Here is a 19,321-nt window from a genome sequence, read left to right as displayed (position 1 = left end):
TGCCAGGCGCCGGGTTACCGCGTCGTAGGGGATGAAGCGCGCGTCGTCCTCCGTTTCCCGCTCCGTACTTCCGAGAGCGTTCCCGATGCCGGGGGCGAAGATGTTCAGTACCGCGACCAAGGGGTGTTCTTCCTCCGCACGAGCGGGAGGGTGCGTGTTCACCGGAGTGGCCATCAGCGGTTCTCCTGCCGTGCGGCGAGTTCCCGGGTCATGCGCGCTGTTCCGTTCCCGGTGACCGCCGGTGCAGGCACTCCTCCGCGAAGCCGAGAGCCCGCAGGTGGTAGGCCCGTGCCGCCCAGCCGAGGCTGATGTTGTGGCCTGCGCCGGGCTGGTGGTCGATCAGGACCCGGGGTGCCGCGACCAGTCGGCTCCGCAACCGTGTGAGCGCCTGGTGGTCGCGGCGCCACCATGCCTCGTGCTCGGCGAAGGTGAACCGGACCGGAACGCGTATCCGCTCCGCGAGCGCGGCGAACACCGTCGGCCACTGGGCGGCGTCCGCCAGTTCACGTTCCGGTGCCGGGGCGACCACGCCGATGCTGGATTGGAACGTCCCCGGGGGATACAGCCGCAAGGGGCCCCAGTTGAGCTTCCAGCTTCCGGCGCGGGTGCCCGGTGCGGTGGGGGGGACCAGGTATTCGGCGCCGCAGCCGGACAGGTCGAGGCCGATGATCTCGGGGACCGTGCCGTCCGCCGCGATCTGCAACGCCGGCTTGCTCCCGAAGGAGTGCCCCATCAGGAAGATGCCCGCGCCCGTCTCGTACTGCGCCACCAGCCGGCGCAGCGCCGCGGCCAGGGTGTGGGACTGCGCCACGACCCCTTGCCCGTAGGGGAGCCGGCCGGCCGACCGGCCGTATCCGGGGCGGTCGATGGCCACCGCCGTGAAGCCCAGTTCTGCGGCGACCGCCAGCAGCGAGGTCTCCGGGTGAGCCGGTCCGTCGAAGTACCCGGCGCTCATCCCCGCCCCGTGCAGAGCGACGATCGTGGCCCTCGGCGGGACGTGCACCGGCTGCGCGAGCCTGGCGGACAGCATGATGCCGTCCGCGTCCAGCGTGATGTGCCGTTGGTCGATCGACCGCGCCGGGGGCGGGGCGACGGGGGCCGTGGTCATGAACGGCCTGCCCCGGCGAGTCCTTCCGCGTACTCCTTCGCGATGCCGAGGGTCGCCTTGCTGTTGGTGCTGAGCGCGGTGCGTACGTATGCGATCGCGTCCTGCACCGTCGCGTCCGCTCCGAGCACCTTGGCGATGTTGTCCGTGTTGACCGTGAAGGTGTGCTGCGAGGACGCCGCGACGCCGTCGTCGTTCGGCGTGAAGGTCCAGTGACCCGTGTGCAGCGTGATCAGCGCGGGCAGCGTGGTCTGCTTGTAGGCGATCCGGTGGGGAGCCAGGCCCACGCGGTGCGACTTGGTGGTGTGGCTGCTGCCGTCCTTGGACAGCGTGTCCATCTCCAGGGTCTGCACCCCCGGTGTCGGCTCGTCCAGGCGCACCGTGATCACGTGGGGCAGCCGGTCCGCCCACAGGTTCGCTTCGTAGATGAAGTCGTACACGTCCTGAGCGGCCCCCCTGATCTGCACCGTGTCCTCGAAGGAGCAGGTCAGCTCGTCAGCGGCCGCGTCCCGCGACTCGGCCAGTGCCTTGAGGGAGTCGAGTTCGGAGCGGGAGTTGCGGTCCACGACCTCCTCGAGCCAGGTCAGGCTGTCGTCGTCGGCCGCCCGGAAGTCGTGGCTCAGGCGCACCAGGGTCTCTCCGGAAGGGAGGGCCTCCACCTGCCAGGATCCCCCCATGGCGGCCACGGGATGGGTGCTGACCTCCTGCCGGAAGCCGATGCGGAGCTTGTCCGGGTCCAGGGTGCGGTGCGAGGTCCAGTGCTTGACGGTGTCGCCTGCCGTCGCCCAGATGCGGATGCGTTCTTCGCGCTCGCCGCGCTCCACATGGTCGACGTAGATGTTCGGCGGAAACAGCTGGGGCCACTTCTCCGCTTGCGCCAGCAGGCGGTAGACGTTCTCGGCCGGTCCCGCGATCTTGATTTCGTGCTCGGATGTACGCAGTTCGGACGGCATGGGGCTCCTCGGGTGGGGACGGGCGCGGTGCGGTCAGAAGTTGCCGAGGCCACCGCAGACGTTCAGGGCCTGGGACGTGATGGACGCCGCCGTGTCGGAGGCCAGATAGCCGACGAGGCCGGCCACTTCCTCGGGGGTCGAGTAGCGGCCCAGCGGGATCTTGGCCTGGAACTTCTCCAGGATGGCGCTCTCCGGCGCACCGGAAAGGCGGGAGTAGTTCTGTCGTACGCGCTCGGCCATGGGCGTCTCGACATAGCCGGGGCAGACGGCGTTGACGGTGATGCCGGTAGGCGCCAGCTCGTTGCCCAGAGCCTTGGTGAAGCCGACGACGCCGTGCTTGGAGGCGGAGTACGGCGCCCCCAGGACCACGCCCTGCTTGCCGGCGGTGGAGGCGATGTTGATGACGCGGCCCCAGCTCTTGTCGCGCAGGCCGCCCGTGGTGAGGACTTCCCGGGTCAGCCGGAACACGCTGTTGAGGTTGGTGTCGATGATGTCGTCCCACAGGTCGTCGGCGATGTCGGCGGTTACCCCGCCGCCGCTGATGCCCGCGTTGTTGACGAGGATGTCGACCCTGCCGAACCGGTCGACGGCGGCTTGGACGTAGGCGCGTATCGAGTCCGTCGAGCGCACGTCGAGGACCGTACCGTCCACGTCGAGCTGCTCCTCCTGGAGCTGCTTGACCGTGGTCAGCACCTTGTCCTCGGTGCGCGAACCGATGAACACCCGGTGGCCCTGTCCGGCCAGCAGCCGGGTCACGGCCAGACCGATCCCGCTGGTGGCGCCGGTCACCAGGGCGACGCGCTGCTCCTGCTGTGTCATTTCTCCCCTTGTCGGTTCGTTGGTGGGCGGGATGTTCAGGCGGCCGGTACTGCGAGGTGCCCGATGACGGCGTCGATGAAGACGCGGGGCGTCGTGGCCTCGCCCATGACGGACTCGTCCAGCTCGATGCCGTACTCGCGCTCGATCCGGCTCGCGGTCTCGAGCAGCGCGAGCGAGTCGTAGCCGATGTCGGAGAACTCGGTGTCGAGGCTGTCTCCGTCGAGACCGCCGCCCTCGGGGGCGCCGGAGCCTTCGAGGAGAATCCGCTTGAGGTCGTCGAGGGTGAAAGTGGCCTGGGACATGAGGGTCCTGCCTTTCGGGGAAGGGATCGGGATGAAGGGCTCAGGAACGGACGAGCATCGCCGAGTTGAAGCCGCCATGGCCGCGGGCGATGACGAGCGCCGTACGGACGTCGGCGGTGCGCGGCTGCGAGACGACCAGGTCGAGGCCGTACCGGTCGGCGGGTTCCGTGTGGGCGGTCGCGGGGATCAGGCCCGCCTCCATCGCGAGGAAGGCGGTGGCGAGGTCAAGGGCGGCCGCGCCCGCGTACAGGCGGCCGGTCATCGTCTTGGGCGCGGTGACCGGGACGCCCCGCTCGCCGAACACCTCGACGAGGGCCTGCGCCTCGATCCGGTCGAGCTCGGGCTCGGCCGCACCGTCCGCGAAGACCACGTCGACGTCCGAGGGCACCATGCCGGCGTCGGCGAGAGCCAGTTCCACGGCCTTGCGCAGGCCCGGCTCGCGTCCGTCGAACGTGGCGGCGTAGCCGGCGATCTCGCCGTACACCTTGGCTCCGCGGGCGCGGGCGGAGTCGGCGGACTCCAGGATGAGCAGGGCGCCGCCCTCGCCGGGCACATGGCCGGCCGCCCGGTCGTCGAAGGGGAGGTAGGCGCGGGCGGGGTCCTGCTCGGTGCTCAGCCGACCGCTGGTGTGCAGTCCCACCCAGCCCCAGGAGCACAGCAGTGCGTCCACGGCGCCCGCCACCACGAGAGAGGTGCCCTTGCGGATCTGGCGCCGTGCCTGCGCCACCGCGTCGAGGCCGCCGGCCTGGTCGGTGACGACGACGCCGCTGGGGCCCTTCATCCCGTTGCGGATGGATATCTGGCCGGTGTTGACCGCGTAGAACCAGGCGAACGACTGGTACGCGCTCACGTACTCGCCGCCCTTGCTCCACAGGCTCTTGAGCTCGTTCTGGCTGAACTCGAAGCCGCCGGCCGAGCTGGCCGTGATCACGCCCATGTCAAAGGCGGGCAGTTCGGCGGGGTTCACACCGGCGTCGGCGAGCGCCCAGTCCGCCGCGACCAGCGAGAGCCGGGTGACCTGGTCGGTCTGCGGCATCAGGCGGCTGGGCAGGTGCTCCTCGGCCACGAAGCCGTCGATCTCCCCGGCGAGCTTCGCCGGATACGGCGATGCGTCGAAGCGGGTGAGCGGGCCGATGCCGCTCTTGCCGACCCGGGTCGCACTCCAGTAGTCCTTCGCACCGAGCCCGTTGGGGGCAACGACGCCCAGTCCGGTCACCACGACAGATGCCGTCATGCCGTATTCCTTTCGGGTTGAGCCAGCACCATCGCGCTCTGGAAGCCCCCGAAGCCGCTGCCGACCGTGAGGACGGCGTCGACCAGCTGGTCGCGTGCGGTCAGAGGGACGTAGTCGAGGTCGCACTGGGGGTCGGGGGTGTGCAGGTTCGCGGTCGGCGGCACGACGTTGTGCTGGATCGCCAGGATCGACGCCGCGATCTCGATGGAGCCGATCGCGCCCAGCGAGTGGCCCACCATGGACTTGATGGAGCTCACGGGGGTGCGGTACGCGTGATCGCCGAGGCTGCGCTTGAAGGCGGCGGTCTCGTGCCGGTCGTTCTGCTTGGTGCCCGAGCCGTGCGCGTTGATGTAGTCGATCGCGGTGGGGTTCATCCGGGCCTCGTCGAGCGCGACCGTGATCGCCTCGGACATCTCGGCGCCGTCAGGGCGAAGCCCCGTCATGTGATACGCGTTGCTGCGCGTCGCGTATCCCGCGATTTCCGCATAAATTCGCGCCCCGCGGCGTTGCGCACGCTCCAGTTCCTCGAGGACGAACACCGCGGCGCCTTCGCCGAGGACGAAGCCGTTGCGGGTGGCGTCGAACGGCCGGGAGGCGTGCTCCGGATCGTCGTGGCGAGGTGTGGTCGCCTTGATCGCGTCGAAGCAGGCCATCGTGATCGGTGAGATCGGCGCGTCGGTGGCGCCGGCGACCATGACGTCCGCCGTGCCTTCCCTGATCAGCTCGACGGCGTACCCGACGGAGTCGAGCCCGGACGTGCACCCCGCCGACACCACGCTGCTCGGCCCCTGCGCGCCTACGGCACGGGAGACCTCGGCGGCGAAGGAGCTCGGCACGAAGTAGTTGTAGAAGAAGGGATCGGCGTAGGTGTGATCGACCAGATCGAGCCGGCCCCCGTCACTGACGACGCGGTAGTCCTCGTCGAGGCTCATCGTGGAACCCACCGCGCTGCCGATGGTGACACCGATGCGGTAGGGGTCCAGGGCACCCGTCTCGAGGCCGCTGTCCGCGACGGCACCGCGCGCCGCGACCACCGCGAACTGGGCGGCCCGGTCCATGCGCCGCACCTCGTGCGGGGTCAGCCCGTGTGCGTACGGATCGAAGTCGATCTCCGCGGCCACGCGCGACCGGAACTGGCTGGGGTCGAAGAAGGTGATCCCCCGTGTAGCCGTACGGCCTTCGCTCAGCAGGGACCAGAAGTTGTCCCTGCCCACGCCGCCGGGGGCCAGCACCTCCATCCCGGTGACGACCACGCGACGCTTGCTCATGCCGTGACCTGCCAGGTGTAGAAGCGCGAGGCCATGGCGTCGGAGGGCGAGCGCCATGTCTCCGGATCGAGGACGGAGATGTAAGGCAGCAGATCCTGTTGGATCTGCACGAAGCGCGGGTCGGACTTCGCCCGCTCGATCAGCTCGCCGCCGTTGTCGGACTCGAAGTCCTGGATGTGGAAGTAGAGCCCGTTGTAGGCGAACAACTGCCGGCGCCGGGTGCCCATCGTGTGCGGCAGCTCGGTGCCGGTGTCGAAGTCTCCGAACAGCTTCGCGACGGTACCGATGTCGGCGGGGTTGAGCCGGGCCACGATCACGGTGCTGTACATCCGGTGCTCGTCGCTCACCGGCTGTCCGTGCCACTCGTAGAACCGGGTCGCGACCTGGCCCGACGGCGCGGTGCCGGCGACCGGGTCGTATGCGTCGAGGAACGGGGTGAACGCCTCGTCGGAGCCGTGTTCCACGACCTCGGTCAGGTTCTCCTGGGTGTGGTCCTGGAGGTGGATGTATATGCCCTTGTATTCGAAGAGCTGGCGGCGCAGGAGGTTCCGGGTGCCGGACGGCTCGCCGTCCCGCCCCGCGAAGACGCCTGCGACCGCTTCGGTGGATCCAGGTTTGATCCTGCCCACGATGACACTGCTGTGCATACTTCCTTCTCCGTACCTCGAGCGGGCTGAATCCCGAATCGGCGCGTGAGTGGTTGCCTTCTGAACTGATCAAGTTGGTGACGAGAACGAGTCTTCCGGCACCCGATACAGGTTTCAACACGGGCAACTTCAGGACTCTGCAGGATTTCGATGCCGGAGGCTCAACGATTTACAGAGAGGGAAAACCTACGTCAGAACTTCGTCAGAAGACCTTGAAGTCGGGGCGCCGCAGACATTCCGGCGTGCAGCATCACAGGTATGACCAATCTGGATACGATCACTGCGATCAAACGCATGGAAGACCTCTTCGCTCTGCAGGCGCTGGTAGCGCGATTCGCCCGCGCGGTCGACACCCGCGACCACGAGGCGCTGTCCACGGTCTTCGCCCCGGACGTGACGATGGAAGTGGCGCCGGATATCCGGATCGACGGCCGTGAGACGTTGGCCGGCATGTTGCGTGACGACCTCACCTGGGCCACCACGATGCACTTCGTCAGCAATGTGCTCCCCGAACCGGAGGGCGACAGCGCGACGATTCACGCGAACATCACGGCGGTGCACGTGAGCCGGGACGGGGCGGGCAGGCACTTCGATCTGGGTGCCCGCTACACCTTCACCGCCGTGCGGACCGCCGACGGGTCGTGGCTGCTGTCTCGGATCGGGATCGAACCCGTCTGGACCGCCGGCGACGATCAGGGCATGCACGACGGCCGATGACAGGTGAAGCCGCGCCGGGGCCTTCCCCTCAGGGGAAGGCCCCGGCGCGGCTTCGTATCGGATCACTCCTCCACGAGGGACAGCGCCTTCGCCGGGCAGATGTAGACCGCTTTGCGGGCGGCGGCCACGTCGGCGCCCTGCGGCCGCTCGACCAGGACGCTCACCAGGCCCCGGTCGTCCTGGTCGAAGATCCTCGGCTCGGTCAGCACGCACTGACCTGCGCCGATGCATCGGTCGTGATTCTTCTCGAGTTTCATGGTCGCCCCTTTCACCAGGTCACGGGCAGCTCGTAGAGGCCGTAGACCAACGCGTCGCTCTTGAACGACAGTTCCTCTTCCGGCACGGCCAGGCGGAGGTCCGGCAGTCTCCGGAAGAGCGTGTCGAACACGACCTGAAGCTCCAGGCGGCCGAGGTTCTGTCCCAGACACTGGTGCGGCCCGTAGCCGAAGGCCACGTGGTGCCGTGCGTCCCTGCCGAAGTCGAGCTCCTCCGGATCATCGAACACCGCGGGATCGCGGTTCGCCGCGAAGGTGGAGGCGATGACGGCCTCGCCCTTGCGGATGAGGAAGCCGCCGATTTCGACGTCGTCCAGCGCCAGCCGGTGCGCGCCGAAGTCCGGAATCGTGTAGAACCGCAGCAGCTCGTCGACGGCCTTCGGGGTCTTCGAGGGATCCGCCTTGATCTCCGCGAGCAGTTCCGGCTTCGTCAGCATCGAGAACACACCGAGATTGATCATGTTCGCCGTGGTCTCGTGCCCTGCCAGCAGCACCAGCAGGCACAGGCTGGCAAGCGCAGGGCGGTCGATACCGCCCTCCTGCCGCTGCAGTTCGATCTGCCGGCTCAGCAGGTCGTCGCCCGGATTGTTGATCTTCTCCTCGACCAGCTTGTCCATGTACTTGCGGAGTTCGACCGAGACGGCGATGCGGCCCTGTTCGTCGGTCGTGCGCCGAAGCAGGATCTCGGCGAGCTCCATGAAGTACTCGTGGCCCTCATAGGGCATGCCGAGGATCTCGGAGACCACCAGCGACGGGACCGGCAGGGAGAAGACCTGATTCAGGTCGACGGGCTTCGGCAGCTTCAGCATCTCGTCGATGTATCCGTCGACGATCTCCTGGATCCGCGGTTTCATCGCGGCGACCCGCCGCACCGAGAATTCACTGATGACGGGCCGCCGCGCCGCCGCGTGCTCCGCGCCGTCGAGAATGATCATGAAAGGGGCGTGCTTGGCCAGTGCCGCATTCTGACCGGGCACCACGACCGGAAAATCCGGTGCCCGACGGTCCGAACTGAGCTTGGGATTGGCCATCACGGCCCGCACGTCGTCGTATTTGGTGACGAGCCAGGCCTTTCCGCCGTCCGGGAGGACCACCTGACTGATCGGTGATTCCTCCCGGAACTTAGTGTAGACCGGCGGAATGGCGAAAGGGCATGTGCGCTGAATCGGGAAAGAGACGAGTTCGTTGGTTTCGTCTATATCGGCGTTCGCCATGAGACCCCTTGGTCGGAGTTTGCTCTTTCTGCGAACTCACGATAGCCCGGGCATCTACACGGCCAGGTTCAGTGAATGTCAATTCGCCGCACGTGAATTGTCATCACAAGCTGCGGAGTTTGAAGCCCACCCCACGAACGGTAATGATCCAGTCCGGCCCGCCCAGCTTGCTCCGGAGGCTGCTGACGTGGGTGTCGACGGTGCGGCGTGACCAGGACTCGCCCCAGACCTTGTGCATGATGGATTCCCGCGAGATCACCCGTCCCGGTGTGCTGGCCAGCAAGGCGAGCAGATCGAACTCTTTGCGCGTCACCGGAACCGGTTGGCCGCACATCTCGACCTCACGCGAGTCGCTGTCGATCCGGAGCGGGCCGTGCTCGAGCACGGCCGCGCCGTCGGCGCAGGCATCGGTGTGCGTGGTCTGGCGCGAACGCCGCATCACCGCATTCAGACGGGCCATGAGTTCCCGGAGCCCATAGGGTTTGATGACGTAGTCGTCCGCTCCGGCCTGCAGCGCGAGTACGCAGTCGAGCTCGGACCCTTGCGAGGTGACGGCGATGACCGGGATGTCGCGGGCCGCCCGGATCTCGCGGCACACCTCGAGGCCGTCCAGATCCGGGAGGTCGAGGTCCAGGAGGACGAGGTCCGCGGTCTCGAACGACGCCAGTGCGTCCCCGCCCGAGTTGACGGCAGTGACATCGTGGCCGTGCCGCGCGAGGGCTTCGGTAAGGGTCGCGCGATCGGTCTTGTTGCTCTCGGCGACGAGGACCCGCCAGGTGTCCGAGACGTTCCGGGGCGGCGGTGGCGGTGGTGCCGCGGCGCCGCGCTGGCTGCCGAAGATCGATCGGACCGTCGCGCGGTGCTCGCCGTTGTGGGTTTCGAGTAACTCTTCTTGAGCAGTCGCTTTCATTGTGCTGTTATCCCCCGTTCTCAGTTCCCCGCTCAGTTCGGCGGGTTACCGGTCTTCCAGATCAGCTCGAACGAAAGGCGTGAAAGGCGCCAGCCGTGTTCGGTGTACACCGCGTCGCCCGTGATGTAGGTGCCGGACACGTAATGCGGCAGCGCCTCGCCCTCCCGCTGGTGGTGCATATGAACCGACGTCATGTTGGCGCGAAGCGTCGCGCGATCGGCAGTGATGCTCACGATCGCCGGCGTATTCTGATGATGGGTTCCGTCCCACATCGCCAGCGCCTTCTGGTGGTATTCGACGAGGCCGTCGATTCCCGCGTGCCGACTGACGGGGAACTCGATGAGTACATCTTCCGAGAAGAGGCCGGACGCCCACTCGTCGTCAAGTTTGTCGTAGTCGAGCCCGAGAACGTATCGGTCAAGAAGTGAACTTATCTCGGCGTCTAAGTGGCTTGTTTTCATTGGACGATCATGTAGCCTCTCTAGTGGTTACGCAACCATAACGGGACTCATGTGATGGGTGTCACCGCGGGCCGGTCGCGCCGTTTCAACCCGCCGAATTACCTGCAGCTGCACGAAACTGCAAGAGTTACCCCCGGTTTTTGGTGAACTCCTGAACATCGGCGTATGCCTCGGCGCGGCGACTTTCCGACCGCGCACCGGTCGGCCGCCATGGCCGACGGCGGCCGACGCCCTGCACGCCCAGCGCGACCATGCCGGCCTTCGTGTCGGGGCCGAGGGGCGCATCCCGTGTCTGATTCCTGTCGCGTCGAGCGTACACGAGTCGAAGTCACAACGTAATCATAGTTGCTAGGCAATCCTCCTCGCATCAGGTTTTGGTCGACCTATTGCCAAAGGTAATCGTCGAGTGACGTTGCGTGAATGCATATTGCGGGCGACCCGTCTTGAAGTGGTACAGACAGGCGTGAAGCCTCTGGTAAGCGGACCTGGTCTCGGGGGACCAGTTCCTGTACCAGAGGCTTCACGCCTGCCCGGCTGCGCCGCGATCCGTTGCTGCCGGCGACTCATCGGGTCATGACGCCTCCCAGCCGTAGAAGCGGCTCGCGGGGCCGTTCGCCGCGGGCTGTTCGGGGGCGAGCTCCGGCAGGTCCCGGACCACCTTGCCGGACCAGATGTCCGACGCGACCTGCTGCGCGATATCCGCACCATTGCTGCCGGTGTATTCCTGGATGTGGATGCACAGATCCTTGAAGGCGAACAGCTGGCGCCGGCGGATTCCCGTCGGTCGGGAGGATTCGGCGGATTCGAACTCCCGGAAGATGCTCGTGACGGCGGGAATCACTGCCTGGTCCATCCGCGTGATGGTGACGACGGTGCCCGTCGGACCCGGATTCTCGATCGGCTCGCCCTCCCAGTCGTGGAAGCAGAAAGCCGTGGAATCGGCCGGGGAGTTCCATGTCTCGGGTTCGTACGGCGTGACGAACGCCTTCATGTCGATCGCCAGTCGACCCATTCGCGGATCGGTCTTGACCTTTTCCAGCGCGGCCTGGTCGGACTTTTCGGCGAAATCGTACAGGTGGATCTGAATGCCGTCGTGGATGAAGAGCTGGCGGCGGCGCAATCCGATCATGTTCGGGATTTCGGTGCTGTCGAATTCGGCGAACAGCTTCGAAACCTCGGGAATGGAATTCTGGTCCATCTTCGCGACGGTGACCATGGTGCGCATGTTCATCACTTCCTGGTGGGAGATTATCGGACTTCGGTTACGCGATCGGCGCGGTTTCCACCTCGGGCAGCTGCGCCCCGGCTTCGGCGGTGCGGTTCTTGGTGGTGACCGCCGCGAGGACGAGGCCGACGACCGCGATTCCGGCGCAGACGCTCAGGAGCAGGCTCATGCCGCTCATGAAGGCCGTCTGGACGCCGTGGAGCATCGCCTGGTCGCCGAGCGAATCGGCAACGGCCACACCGGAGCCGACGCCCTCGGAGATCGGCTTGTGGTTGAGCGGGCCGAGCTCGGAGTGGTACCGGGTGGACAGCACCGTGCCGAGCACCGCGACACCGGTGGTGCCGGCCGCCTGGCGCAGGGCCGACAGCAGGGCCGAACCGGCGCCCGCCCGCTCGGGTGTGAGCGCGCCCACGGCCAGTGCCATGGAGGTGGGCAGTACCAGGCCGATACCGAGGCCGACAATGGCCATCCAGGTGGCGACGAACCCGTACGAGGTGCCGATGTCGGTCGTCGAGCCGAGTCCCATCCCGACCGCGAGAACGCCGAAGCCGATCATCAGGGTCGCCTTGAGGCCGATCTTGTCGCGCAGGCCCTCCAGGAAGTTCGAGGCCACCAGCAGGCCGCCGATCATCGGGAGCATGCGCAGGCCGCTGCCCAGCGAGTCGACGCCGAGTACCGACTGGAAGTACAGCGGGATGGTGAAGAACAGGCCGAACATCGCGAAGGCGTTGATCAGCTGGTAGATGGTGCCCATGCTGAACCCGCGGTCGCCGAAGAGGCTGAGGTCCGCGAGGGCGTGTTCCCGGGTGCGCTCCCAGGCGACGAAGCCCGCGATCAGGGCGAGGCCCGCCGCGAAGGTTCCCCAGGCCGTGCCGTCGCCCCAGCCCTCGTCGCCGAATCGGATCAGACCGTAGGTGAGGCCGACCAGTCCGGCCCCCGAGAGCACCACGCTGACCGGGTCGATGGGCCGGCGGACCCGGCTGCGGGATTCCGGCATCCACAGGCCCACCGCGATCGCGCCGATGATGACGGTCGGGATGTTCACCAAGAACACCGAGCCCCACCAGAAGTGGTTGAGCAGCAGGCCGCCGACGATGGGGCCGAGCGGCATTCCGAGCGTCACCGCAGTGATCCACACGGTGGTGGCCCGGCCGCGTTCCGCCGGGTCGGGGAACAGGACCGGGATCATTCCCATCGACAGGGACATCAGCGCAGCCGCCGCGACACCGAGAAGTACGCGGGCCGAGATCAGCTCGGCGGACGACGAGGCGAGCGCGCACCAGACCGAGGCCGCGCCGAACAGCGTCAGGGCGCCGAACACGACCTTCTTCCGGCCTAACCGGTCGCCGAGCGCACCGGCGGGCAGCATCACGCCCGCCAGCGTCAGGGTGTAGGCGGTACTGAACCACTGCAGGGCCGCGGTGCCGGCGTGCATGTCGCGGGCGAGCGTCGGCAGGGCGATGTTCAGCACCGTCATGTCGAGCCCGACGGTCAGCATCGCAAGAGCGAGTGCACCGAGGGCCAGCCAGCGGTGCGTAGCCGTCACTTTCATGAGTCCTCCTCAAATTGGCGAAGTCACTACGAGTTCAGAGTAGATCTGAATTTGGAGTGCATGTCAATACAGATTCACTTGCCTTCCGGGCACGGTTCGGGGCAGGGTTGGCCTCTCCCGGTCCGATCCGGACGGGGGTGCTGGCCGAGGAGGGGCCGATGGACGTACCGCTCGAGCCGTTGGCCGCCTTGAAGTGCCGCGGGGAGCCGGCGCCATGAGGCTCACGCCGTTCGAATGGCGGGTGGTCACGGCGTACCGCGCCGCCCGGGGGCAGGGCTGCCGAGCCGTCGCGGCGGTCTGCGCGGGGCAACTGCGCCTCGATCGCCACGTGTTGGCGGCGCTGATCGAGTACGCGACGGACGTCGGGTCGCCGGGCGTCGGCGCCTTCGGCTTACGCGCGGCCGCGACCGGACCGTGCTGTCTTCATCTGGACGCCGACCCGTCGCTTCTCGGGTACCTCGTCCACCGGCTCTCCGCCGCCGACTTGGGGCCCGAAGAACGATGCGCCGGCGTGCGCGGCCGGCCGGACCGCCTCGAACTGCGGACGCGGGACGGGCATGGACGGATCGTCTTCCACCTGGACGCCGCCGGAGTGCACGCCCTGGGTGAATGGGAGCGGGATCTCGCCCTTGTCCACGGGGGTGACCGGAGCACCTGCCGTACGGAGCCGCTGCGCCCGGGCGTCACGCGCCAGGGCGGTGGCCTCGCGGACGACGTGCCGGCGAGCCGGGAGCTGCGGCGCCTGCTGAGTCGCCTGCCCGCTGTCCCCCGTGCGCACGAGGCGTCGATGCCGGTGCGGATCGAGGCCGACTCCGTAGGTCATTCCCGTATGTGATCCCCGCGCTCGAACGCCCGACGGGACCGCTCGGTGCCTGGCCCTGTCGGGGGCGCGGGGAATCGTGGAGCGGTCGACTGCGCGGCCCGTATCGGCCGGAGCCGCCGGCCGCCGAGCGCGCGGTTCTACTCCGCGGCGTCGGGCTTCCGGGCGGCCGCGGTGCCGAAGTCCGCCCAGCCGTACCGCAGTCGCTCGAACACGGACTTCAGATCCTCCGGGGAGTGATCGCCGTACGTGACGAGGAAGATGGCGTCCAGCATGAAGCGGGCGAGGGCCGTCGCGAGCAGGTCGCCCTCCGGGACCCCGGCCTCCTGCGCGAGGGTGGCGGCGAGGCTGGCCTCCCAGCGGTGCCGCACCCGGCCGGCGTAATCCAGCAGCGCCGGTGTGGATTTGACGAGTTCGACGAAGTCTTCGCCGGACGGGCCGCCCGGCGCGGGCTGCGCCACCGGCGCCAGGTGCGCTTCGAGCGCGTCCAGGATCGAGACGCCGGCGTCGCGGTCGCGGACCGCGGCCGTCAATGCGCGGTCGTACTCGTCTTCGGCGTCGAAGACCAGTGCTTCCTTGCAGGGGAAATAGGCGAACAGTGTGCTCACGGCGACTTCCGCGGCGTCGGAAATCTCCGCGACGGTCACATTCTCGAACCCGCGCTCGCGGAACAGGGTGAACGCGGCGTCCGCCAGGCGCTTTCGCGTCTGCGCCTTCTTCCGTTCTCGCAGTCCCGCCACTCCGGCAACCCCTTGCACTAGGGACGTATTGGATCGTTGTCCATCGCCCCTGCATGGCCCTGCCGCTTGAGCGGAATTGGGCGAATTGACGCCCTGGCGGCGGAAAGCTGCCGCAGGCTTGCAAGGGAGCGAGTGCAGAGATTGTATCCGGGTGCCGAAATCAGGTCACCTTTCCGGGGGCGAGCTTACAGCGTGGGCCTCGGTCCGTAGGCGACGGCCGACGCGCGGCGGCGCACGCCCAGTTTTCTGTAGCGATCGCTACGAAAGTCGTGCTACGTTCATTCCGTAGTGATCATTAAGGAAATGAGGGGGATGCACCATGAGCAAGAACGCGCTGGTCACGGGCGGCAGCAGGGGCATCGGACGGGCCGTCGCCGAGCGCCTCGCCGCCGACGGCGTCACGGTCGTGCTCACGTACGCGAGCGACGCGGCGGCGGCCCGCGAGACCGTCGAGCGGATCACCGAGGACGGCGGCCGGGCCTTCGCCCTCCAGGCGGAGCTCGGCAGCCCCGGCTCCGCCGCCGCGCTCTGGGCGGCGTACGACGAGCTGGGGCTGGACGGGGTCGACATCATCGTCAACAACGCGGGCATCGGACTGCCCATTCCACTGGGCGAGATCACCGAGCAGGACTTCGACCGGGTCTTCGCGGTGAACGTCCGGGCGCCGTTCTTCGTCGTCCAGGAGGCCCTCGGGCGGCTGCGCGACGGGGGCCGGATCATCAACGTCTCCAGCGGTGCCGCCCGCATCGCGATGCCCGAGATCCTCGCCTACGGAGCCACCAAGGGGGCGCTCGACACCCTGACCCTGAACCTCGCCAAGGCCCTCGGCGCGCGCGGGATCACCGTGAACTCGGTCGCCCCCGGCATCGTCGACACCGACGTCAACGCCGGCTGGCTGCGCGGCAACGCCGAGGCCGAGGCGCACGCCGCCTCCCTCTCCGCGCTCGGCCGGGTCGGCCGACCCGACGACATCGCGGACGTCGTCGGCTTCCTCGCCTCCGACGCCGCGCGCTGGGTGACCGGGCGCGTGGTCGACGCCACCGGAGGCTCCGCGCTCTGAGTTCCGGGCCCCGGTTAGGCTGCGGTCGGGAGGGGATCATGGACATGGAACGACCGCGGCCCGCACGGCTCTTGGGGTACCTCGCGTTCACCGCCGCCGCCGCGTGCGCGGCGGTGGCGGCCCTGTACCTGGTCCTCCTGGCGAAGCTGGTGTTCACCGACGCCCCCGGCCGCATGTGCGGGATCGACAGCTGCCCGCGCGGCACCGGCACCCTCGCCCTCCTCGCCCCGCTGTGCGCCGCCGCCGCGTGGCTGCTGTGGCGTACGCCGAGGAAGCGTGGCCACGGCCGCGCCCCGGTGCACGTCCGGGTGATCGCCGGCTGCGTGGCACTGGCCGCGCTGGGGCCCGGCTGGCTGGGCTTCGAGTGGATCCGCGGCCCGCAGCTCGAACTGTCCGGGTGGCAGGAGCCGGTGCATCCGGCGGCGGCCCCGGTCGGCGTCTGGGCGCCCACGTTCGGAACGCTCGTACGGGCCCGCACCGACGGCCTCGTCGCCTACAACGGGGAGGGCCGCAAGGGCTGGCGGCTGCCCGCCCCGGAGCGTACGCCGCTGTGCGCGCTCAGCCGGACGACCCCGTCGGGCACCGGCCTCCTCGCGTACGGGGAGAGCGTGGGGACGTGCGGCTCGCAGGTCGTCGCCGTGGACCTGACCGACGGCCGGGTCCGCTGGACCCGGGACACCGGCCGGGCCCTGGTGGCCGCGGCGGGCGCGAGCGCCGTCGTGGCGGACCGGGACACGGTGACCGGTCTCGACCTCGACGGCGGCCGGGAGCTCTGGCGGGTCCCGGTCCCGGCCGACTGCACGGTGAAGGCCGTCGACGGCTCGGAGCAGCGCGCCCTGTACGTCGAGGAGTGCGGCGACGCCGCCCGGATGACGGCCGTCGACGCACGTACGGGATTCCGCGCCTGGCAGACCGCGCTGCCGACGGCGAGCCGGTTGCGCGAGGTGCGGGTGCTGTCCGCCGTCCCGCCGGTCGTACGGGTCACGGAGACGGCCGAGCACGGCACGGACGCGGTGCTGCTGTTCGACGCCGAGGGCCGGGCGCGCGGCTCCGTACCGGCTTCGGGCCCGGCCGGGGACCTGCTGTCCGAGCCGGCCCCGGTGCTGACCGGCGACACGCTGGTGACCGCCGTGAAGCAGGGGAAGCGCAACGGCGTGTCCGCCTACTCCCTCACCGACGGCCGACGCCTGTGGCACGCGGGCGTCGGCGACGAGGAGGTCCGCGGGCTGGCCCCGACCGGCCCGGGCGAGGTCGGCGTGGTGACCTCCGGCCGCTGGTGGACGTACCTCACCCACCACGGCCTGGCCGACGGCGGGCGCCGGGCGCGGCCCACGGTCCTGCGCGACCTGCCGCTGGGCGAGCGGTTCGCGTTCTACCCCGGCCCGCCCGGCTCGTACGTCTTCGTCAACCTGGACCGCAAGGGCCTGCTGCCGCCGACCTTCGACATCGACCCGGTCTTCGGCTGGTGACGGTGCCGGCGGCGCCGCGGGAGGTGTCGGTGCCGGCGAGGGCGTGATCCGCCCCTCGGTCACACGCCCGAGGGCCCCCAACTCCAGTACCGGACGTGGCCGAAGGCGTCGTCGCCGGTGGCCCGGCCGTCCTCCTCGACGGTCTCGACGTCCGGCATCTCCTGGAGGGCCTCGACCTGGTCGGGGCTCAGCCGGGCGGAGAAGCCGTGCAGGACATTGCGGTAGACGTGCACCGGGGTGGCACCGACCCGGTCCGCCACCTCGACCGGGTCGCTGTCCTCCCGCACGGTGACGATGTACGTGGCGTGGTCGGCGGCGGGAGCCGTGTGCGGTACGGGTTCCGCCGCGCCGGCGGTGGCCGCGCCGACGGGCAGGGCGGCGACGGCGGCCAGTACGGCGACGGCCACGGGCAGGGCTCGCTTCAAGCGGATGCGCATGCCCCGAGGCCATCACGGGCGGCGGGGCCGGTCAACGACGCCCGCGGGTGTGGCGGGAGCACGCAGCGGCGCACCGGCCATGCGCCCCCTGATGTGGGGGCGGGCCGAACGGGTGATCTTTCGGAGCGGGCCGACGGCCGTGCGGAACCGGGCACGACCGGTACGGCACAGCGGAACAATCCTTTCTGCATCGCGCGCGACCGGGCGCGTCGACGCGGGCGCCGCACGGGCAACCAGGTGAGTTGTTGGGTTCAAGCCGCACACAGGTGGCAGCGATGGAGCCGAGGGCCGCCCCCGCAGGAGCACCCGGTGCCGCGAGGGCGGCTCGACCCATGCCGTCTTCCGACCCCGTCAGGGAGTTCCTTCCATGCGTCTGCTCGCACGCCTGGCCGCCGCGGCCCTCCTCACCGTCCCCCCGGTCGCGGCCGGTACGGCCTCGGCCGCGGCCCCGGAGCCGACCCCGGCACCGCTGAAGACCGCCGCCAACCCGGTGCCCGGCAAGTACATCGTGACGCTGGAGAAGGGGGTGGACGCGGCCGAGGCCGCGCAGGAGCTGGGCCTGAAGCCCTCGTTCGTCTACACCTCGGCGATCAACGGCTTCGCGGTCCCGATGACCCCGCCCCAGCTGACGATCGTCCGCAACAGCCCGGGGGTGAAGTCGGTCGAGGAGGACGCGACGGTGCAGTCCGTGCCGAGGCCCAGCACCGCCCCCGGCACCCGGGCTCCGTCCAACTCGTGGGGCCAGGACCGTATCGACCAGAAGAACCTGCCGCTGGACGACAGCTTCACCGCCGAGGGCAACGGCGCCGGGGTGACCGCGTACATCCTCGACACCGGCATCGACTACGGGCACACCGAGTTCGGCGGGCCCGACGCCACCCGTGCCGCCTTCGGCTTCGACGCCGTCGACGACGGCCGCGACGGCCAGGACTGCCAGGGCCACGGCACGCACGTCGCGGGCACGGTCGCGGGCCGGACGTACGGGGTCGCGAAGGAGGCGAGCCTGGTCAGCGTGCGCGTCCTGGGCTGCGACGGCACGGGCACGTGGTCGGGGATCATCGCGGGCCTGGACTGGGTGGCGAAGAACGCCAAGCAGCCGGCGGTGCTGAACGCCTCCCTGGGCGGGGAGCGGTCGGACGCGGTCAACAGCGCCGCGAACGCGGTCACCGACGCGGGCGTACTGCCGGTCGTCGCGGCGGGCAACTCCGCGAAGGACGCGTGCTCCGTCTCGCCGGCATCCGGCGAGAAGGTGTTCACGGTCGCGGCGAGCAACCAGTATGACGAGGAGACCTCCTTCTCCAACTGGGGTGCGTGCGTCTCCGTGTACGCACCGGGCGAGGGCATCGTCTCCGCCCAGCTCGGCGGCGGCAGCGTGGCCCTGAGCGGCACGTCCATGGCCGCGCCGCACGCCGCCGGTGTCGCCGTCCTCTACAAGCAGGCGCACCCGGCGGCCGAGCCCGCCGAGATCGCCGCGTTCCTCGAGGAGGAGTCCACCAAGGACGTGCTGACCGGCGTCAGCACGTCCTCCCCGAACAAGCTGCTGTACACCGGCGGTCTCTGATCCCGGACCCGGAGCCCGGGCCTCAGAAGGCGGTGCCGAAGCCGGTGGCTCCGCTGTCCTCCTCGACGGTCACGACGTCCGGCATCGCGCGCAGTGCCTCGACCTGGTCGGGGCTCAGCCGGGCGGAGAAGCCGTGCAGCACGGTGCGGTAGACGTGGACCGGGGTGGCGCCGACCCGCTCGGCCACCTCCGCCGGGTCGGCGTCCCCCCGCACGGTGACGATGTACGTGGCGTGGTCAGCGGTGGGGGCCGCGGGCGGTACGGGTCCCGGCACGTCGGCGGTGGCCGCGGCGACGGGCCGGGCGGCGACGGCGGCCAGTACGGCGGCGGCCACGGGCAGGGCCCGGCTCAGACGGATGCGCATGGCCCGAGGCCATCACGCGCGGCAGGGCCGGTCAACGACGCCCTCGGGTGTGGCGGGTGCACGGCGGGCACCGGCCGCGCGCTCCCTGATCCGGGGGCCGGACGTACGGGTGAATCCCGTACGGGTTTCCGCACCCGAGCCGGAGCTGCCCGCAGCCCCGGCGGCACAAGGGATTAACCCTTTCTGCA

At 69.3% G+C, this 19,321-nt stretch carries 21 protein-coding genes and 1 pseudogene; 5 read left to right on the top strand and 17 right to left on the bottom strand.

The features are described 5' to 3' along the window. Positions 1–208 precede the first annotated feature (208 nt). From JYK04_RS19990 to JYK04_RS19955, 8 genes and pseudogenes are all read right to left on the bottom strand, one after another. A complete protein-coding gene (locus JYK04_RS19990; RefSeq protein WP_189735005.1) occupies positions 209–1,108 on the bottom strand; it encodes an alpha/beta fold hydrolase in 900 nt (299 codons plus the stop codon). Beyond that, entirely contained in the window at positions 1,105–2,058 is a 954-nt protein-coding gene (locus JYK04_RS19985; protein ID WP_189735007.1) for an aromatase/cyclase, read from the bottom strand. The genes JYK04_RS19990 and JYK04_RS19985 overlap by 4 nt, the downstream gene beginning before the upstream one ends. 33 nt (positions 2,059–2,091) lie before the next feature. After that, positions 2,092–2,877: a 3-oxoacyl-ACP reductase FabG gene (gene fabG, locus JYK04_RS19980; protein ID WP_189735008.1), complete on the bottom strand. Its 786-nt coding sequence runs from the start codon at positions 2,875–2,877 to the stop codon at positions 2,092–2,094. Between the two features lie 35 nt (positions 2,878–2,912). Then, positions 2,913–3,179, bottom strand: coding sequence for an acyl carrier protein (locus tag JYK04_RS19975; RefSeq protein ID WP_189735010.1), 267 nt, complete (start codon positions 3,177–3,179; stop codon positions 2,913–2,915). 40 nt (positions 3,180–3,219) lie between these two features. Further along, complete coding sequence (locus JYK04_RS19970) at positions 3,220–4,413, bottom strand: ketosynthase chain-length factor (RefSeq protein WP_189735012.1); 1,194 nt, start codon at positions 4,411–4,413, stop codon at positions 3,220–3,222. Further along, positions 4,410–5,681, bottom strand: coding sequence for a beta-ketoacyl-[acyl-carrier-protein] synthase family protein (locus JYK04_RS19965; protein ID WP_189735014.1), 1,272 nt, complete (start codon positions 5,679–5,681; stop codon positions 4,410–4,412). Before JYK04_RS19965 ends, JYK04_RS19970 begins: the two co-directional genes overlap by 4 nt. Beyond that, entirely contained in the window at positions 5,678–6,010 is a 333-nt protein-coding gene (locus JYK04_RS19960) for a TcmI family type II polyketide cyclase (RefSeq protein ID WP_189735640.1), read from the bottom strand. Before JYK04_RS19960 ends, JYK04_RS19965 begins: the two co-directional genes overlap by 4 nt. A gap of 42 nt (positions 6,011–6,052) precedes the next feature. Beyond that, a pseudogene (locus JYK04_RS19955) lies at positions 6,053–6,328 on the bottom strand (TcmI family type II polyketide cyclase); the annotation flags it as partial. Between the two features lie 258 nt (positions 6,329–6,586). On the opposite strand from JYK04_RS19955, the gene JYK04_RS19950 reads away from it, so the two are divergent. Further along, positions 6,587–7,045: a nuclear transport factor 2 family protein gene (locus tag JYK04_RS19950; RefSeq protein WP_189735016.1), complete on the top strand. Its 459-nt coding sequence runs from the start codon at positions 6,587–6,589 to the stop codon at positions 7,043–7,045. Between the two features lie 62 nt (positions 7,046–7,107). On the opposite strand, the gene JYK04_RS19945 is transcribed toward JYK04_RS19950, so the two are convergent. The 6 genes from JYK04_RS19945 to JYK04_RS19920 all read right to left on the bottom strand — a co-directional run bounded on the left by JYK04_RS19945 (position 7,108) and on the right by JYK04_RS19920 (position 12,682). Next, positions 7,108–7,302 carry a ferredoxin gene (locus JYK04_RS19945; protein WP_189735018.1) on the bottom strand — a complete coding sequence of 65 codons (195 nt, stop codon included), beginning with the start codon at positions 7,300–7,302 and terminating at the stop codon, positions 7,108–7,110. 11 nt (positions 7,303–7,313) lie between these two features. Then, on the bottom strand, positions 7,314–8,534 hold the full coding sequence (locus tag JYK04_RS19940; protein WP_189735020.1) for a cytochrome P450: 1,221 nt from the start codon (positions 8,532–8,534) through the stop codon (positions 7,314–7,316). A gap of 103 nt (positions 8,535–8,637) precedes the next feature. Beyond that, complete coding sequence (locus JYK04_RS19935; protein WP_189735022.1) at positions 8,638–9,444, bottom strand: response regulator transcription factor; 807 nt, start codon at positions 9,442–9,444, stop codon at positions 8,638–8,640. 32 nt (positions 9,445–9,476) lie between these two features. Next, positions 9,477–9,905: a nuclear transport factor 2 family protein gene (locus JYK04_RS19930; RefSeq protein WP_189735024.1), complete on the bottom strand. Its 429-nt coding sequence runs from the start codon at positions 9,903–9,905 to the stop codon at positions 9,477–9,479. A 571-nt stretch (positions 9,906–10,476) separates the two neighbouring features. Beyond that, positions 10,477–11,130 carry a TcmI family type II polyketide cyclase gene (locus JYK04_RS19925; protein WP_189735026.1) on the bottom strand — a complete coding sequence of 218 codons (654 nt, stop codon included), beginning with the start codon at positions 11,128–11,130 and terminating at the stop codon, positions 10,477–10,479. 37 nt (positions 11,131–11,167) lie between these two features. Then, positions 11,168–12,682 (bottom strand): DHA2 family efflux MFS transporter permease subunit, encoded by a 1,515-nt coding sequence (locus JYK04_RS19920; protein ID WP_189735028.1) that lies wholly within the window; start codon positions 12,680–12,682, stop codon positions 11,168–11,170. Positions 12,683–12,896: 214 nt separating this feature from the next. Here JYK04_RS19920 and JYK04_RS19915 point away from each other — a divergent pair, with 214 nt between their 5' ends. Further along, a complete protein-coding gene (locus JYK04_RS19915; RefSeq protein WP_189735030.1) occupies positions 12,897–13,517 on the top strand; it encodes a hypothetical protein in 621 nt (206 codons plus the stop codon). Between the two features lie 125 nt (positions 13,518–13,642). Here the strand turns inward: JYK04_RS19915 and JYK04_RS19910 are convergent, their stop codons facing one another. Further along, entirely contained in the window at positions 13,643–14,242 is a 600-nt protein-coding gene (locus tag JYK04_RS19910) for a TetR family transcriptional regulator (protein WP_189735032.1), read from the bottom strand. 319 nt (positions 14,243–14,561) lie between these two features. Between JYK04_RS19910 and JYK04_RS19905 the strand changes: the two genes are divergently transcribed. Both JYK04_RS19905 and JYK04_RS19900 read left to right on the top strand, forming a co-directional pair. Continuing rightward, positions 14,562–15,302 (top strand): SDR family oxidoreductase, encoded by a 741-nt coding sequence (locus JYK04_RS19905; protein WP_189735034.1) that lies wholly within the window; start codon positions 14,562–14,564, stop codon positions 15,300–15,302. Between the two features lie 38 nt (positions 15,303–15,340). Next, positions 15,341–16,771: an outer membrane protein assembly factor BamB family protein gene (locus JYK04_RS19900; protein WP_189735036.1), complete on the top strand. Its 1,431-nt coding sequence runs from the start codon at positions 15,341–15,343 to the stop codon at positions 16,769–16,771. A 59-nt stretch (positions 16,772–16,830) separates the two neighbouring features. Here the strand turns inward: JYK04_RS19900 and JYK04_RS19895 are convergent, their stop codons facing one another. Continuing rightward, positions 16,831–17,208 (bottom strand): protease inhibitor I9 family protein, encoded by a 378-nt coding sequence (locus JYK04_RS19895; RefSeq protein ID WP_189735038.1) that lies wholly within the window; start codon positions 17,206–17,208, stop codon positions 16,831–16,833. A gap of 367 nt (positions 17,209–17,575) precedes the next feature. Between JYK04_RS19895 and JYK04_RS19890 the strand changes: the two genes are divergently transcribed. Continuing rightward, on the top strand, positions 17,576–18,769 hold the full coding sequence (locus JYK04_RS19890) for a S8 family peptidase (protein WP_189735040.1): 1,194 nt from the start codon (positions 17,576–17,578) through the stop codon (positions 18,767–18,769). 22 nt (positions 18,770–18,791) lie between these two features. Here the strand turns inward: JYK04_RS19890 and JYK04_RS19885 are convergent, their stop codons facing one another. Next, the gene (locus JYK04_RS19885; RefSeq protein WP_189735042.1) at positions 18,792–19,133 is read right to left on the bottom strand and encodes a protease inhibitor I9 family protein; all 342 of its coding nucleotides are present in this window, start codon (positions 19,131–19,133) and stop codon (positions 18,792–18,794) included. Positions 19,134–19,321 lie beyond the last annotated feature (188 nt).

This window comes from Streptomyces nojiriensis, assembly GCF_017639205.1.
Taxonomy (GTDB): domain Bacteria; phylum Actinomycetota; class Actinomycetes; order Streptomycetales; family Streptomycetaceae; genus Streptomyces; species Streptomyces nojiriensis.
This window is presented reverse-complemented; position numbering and strand designations above follow the sequence as displayed.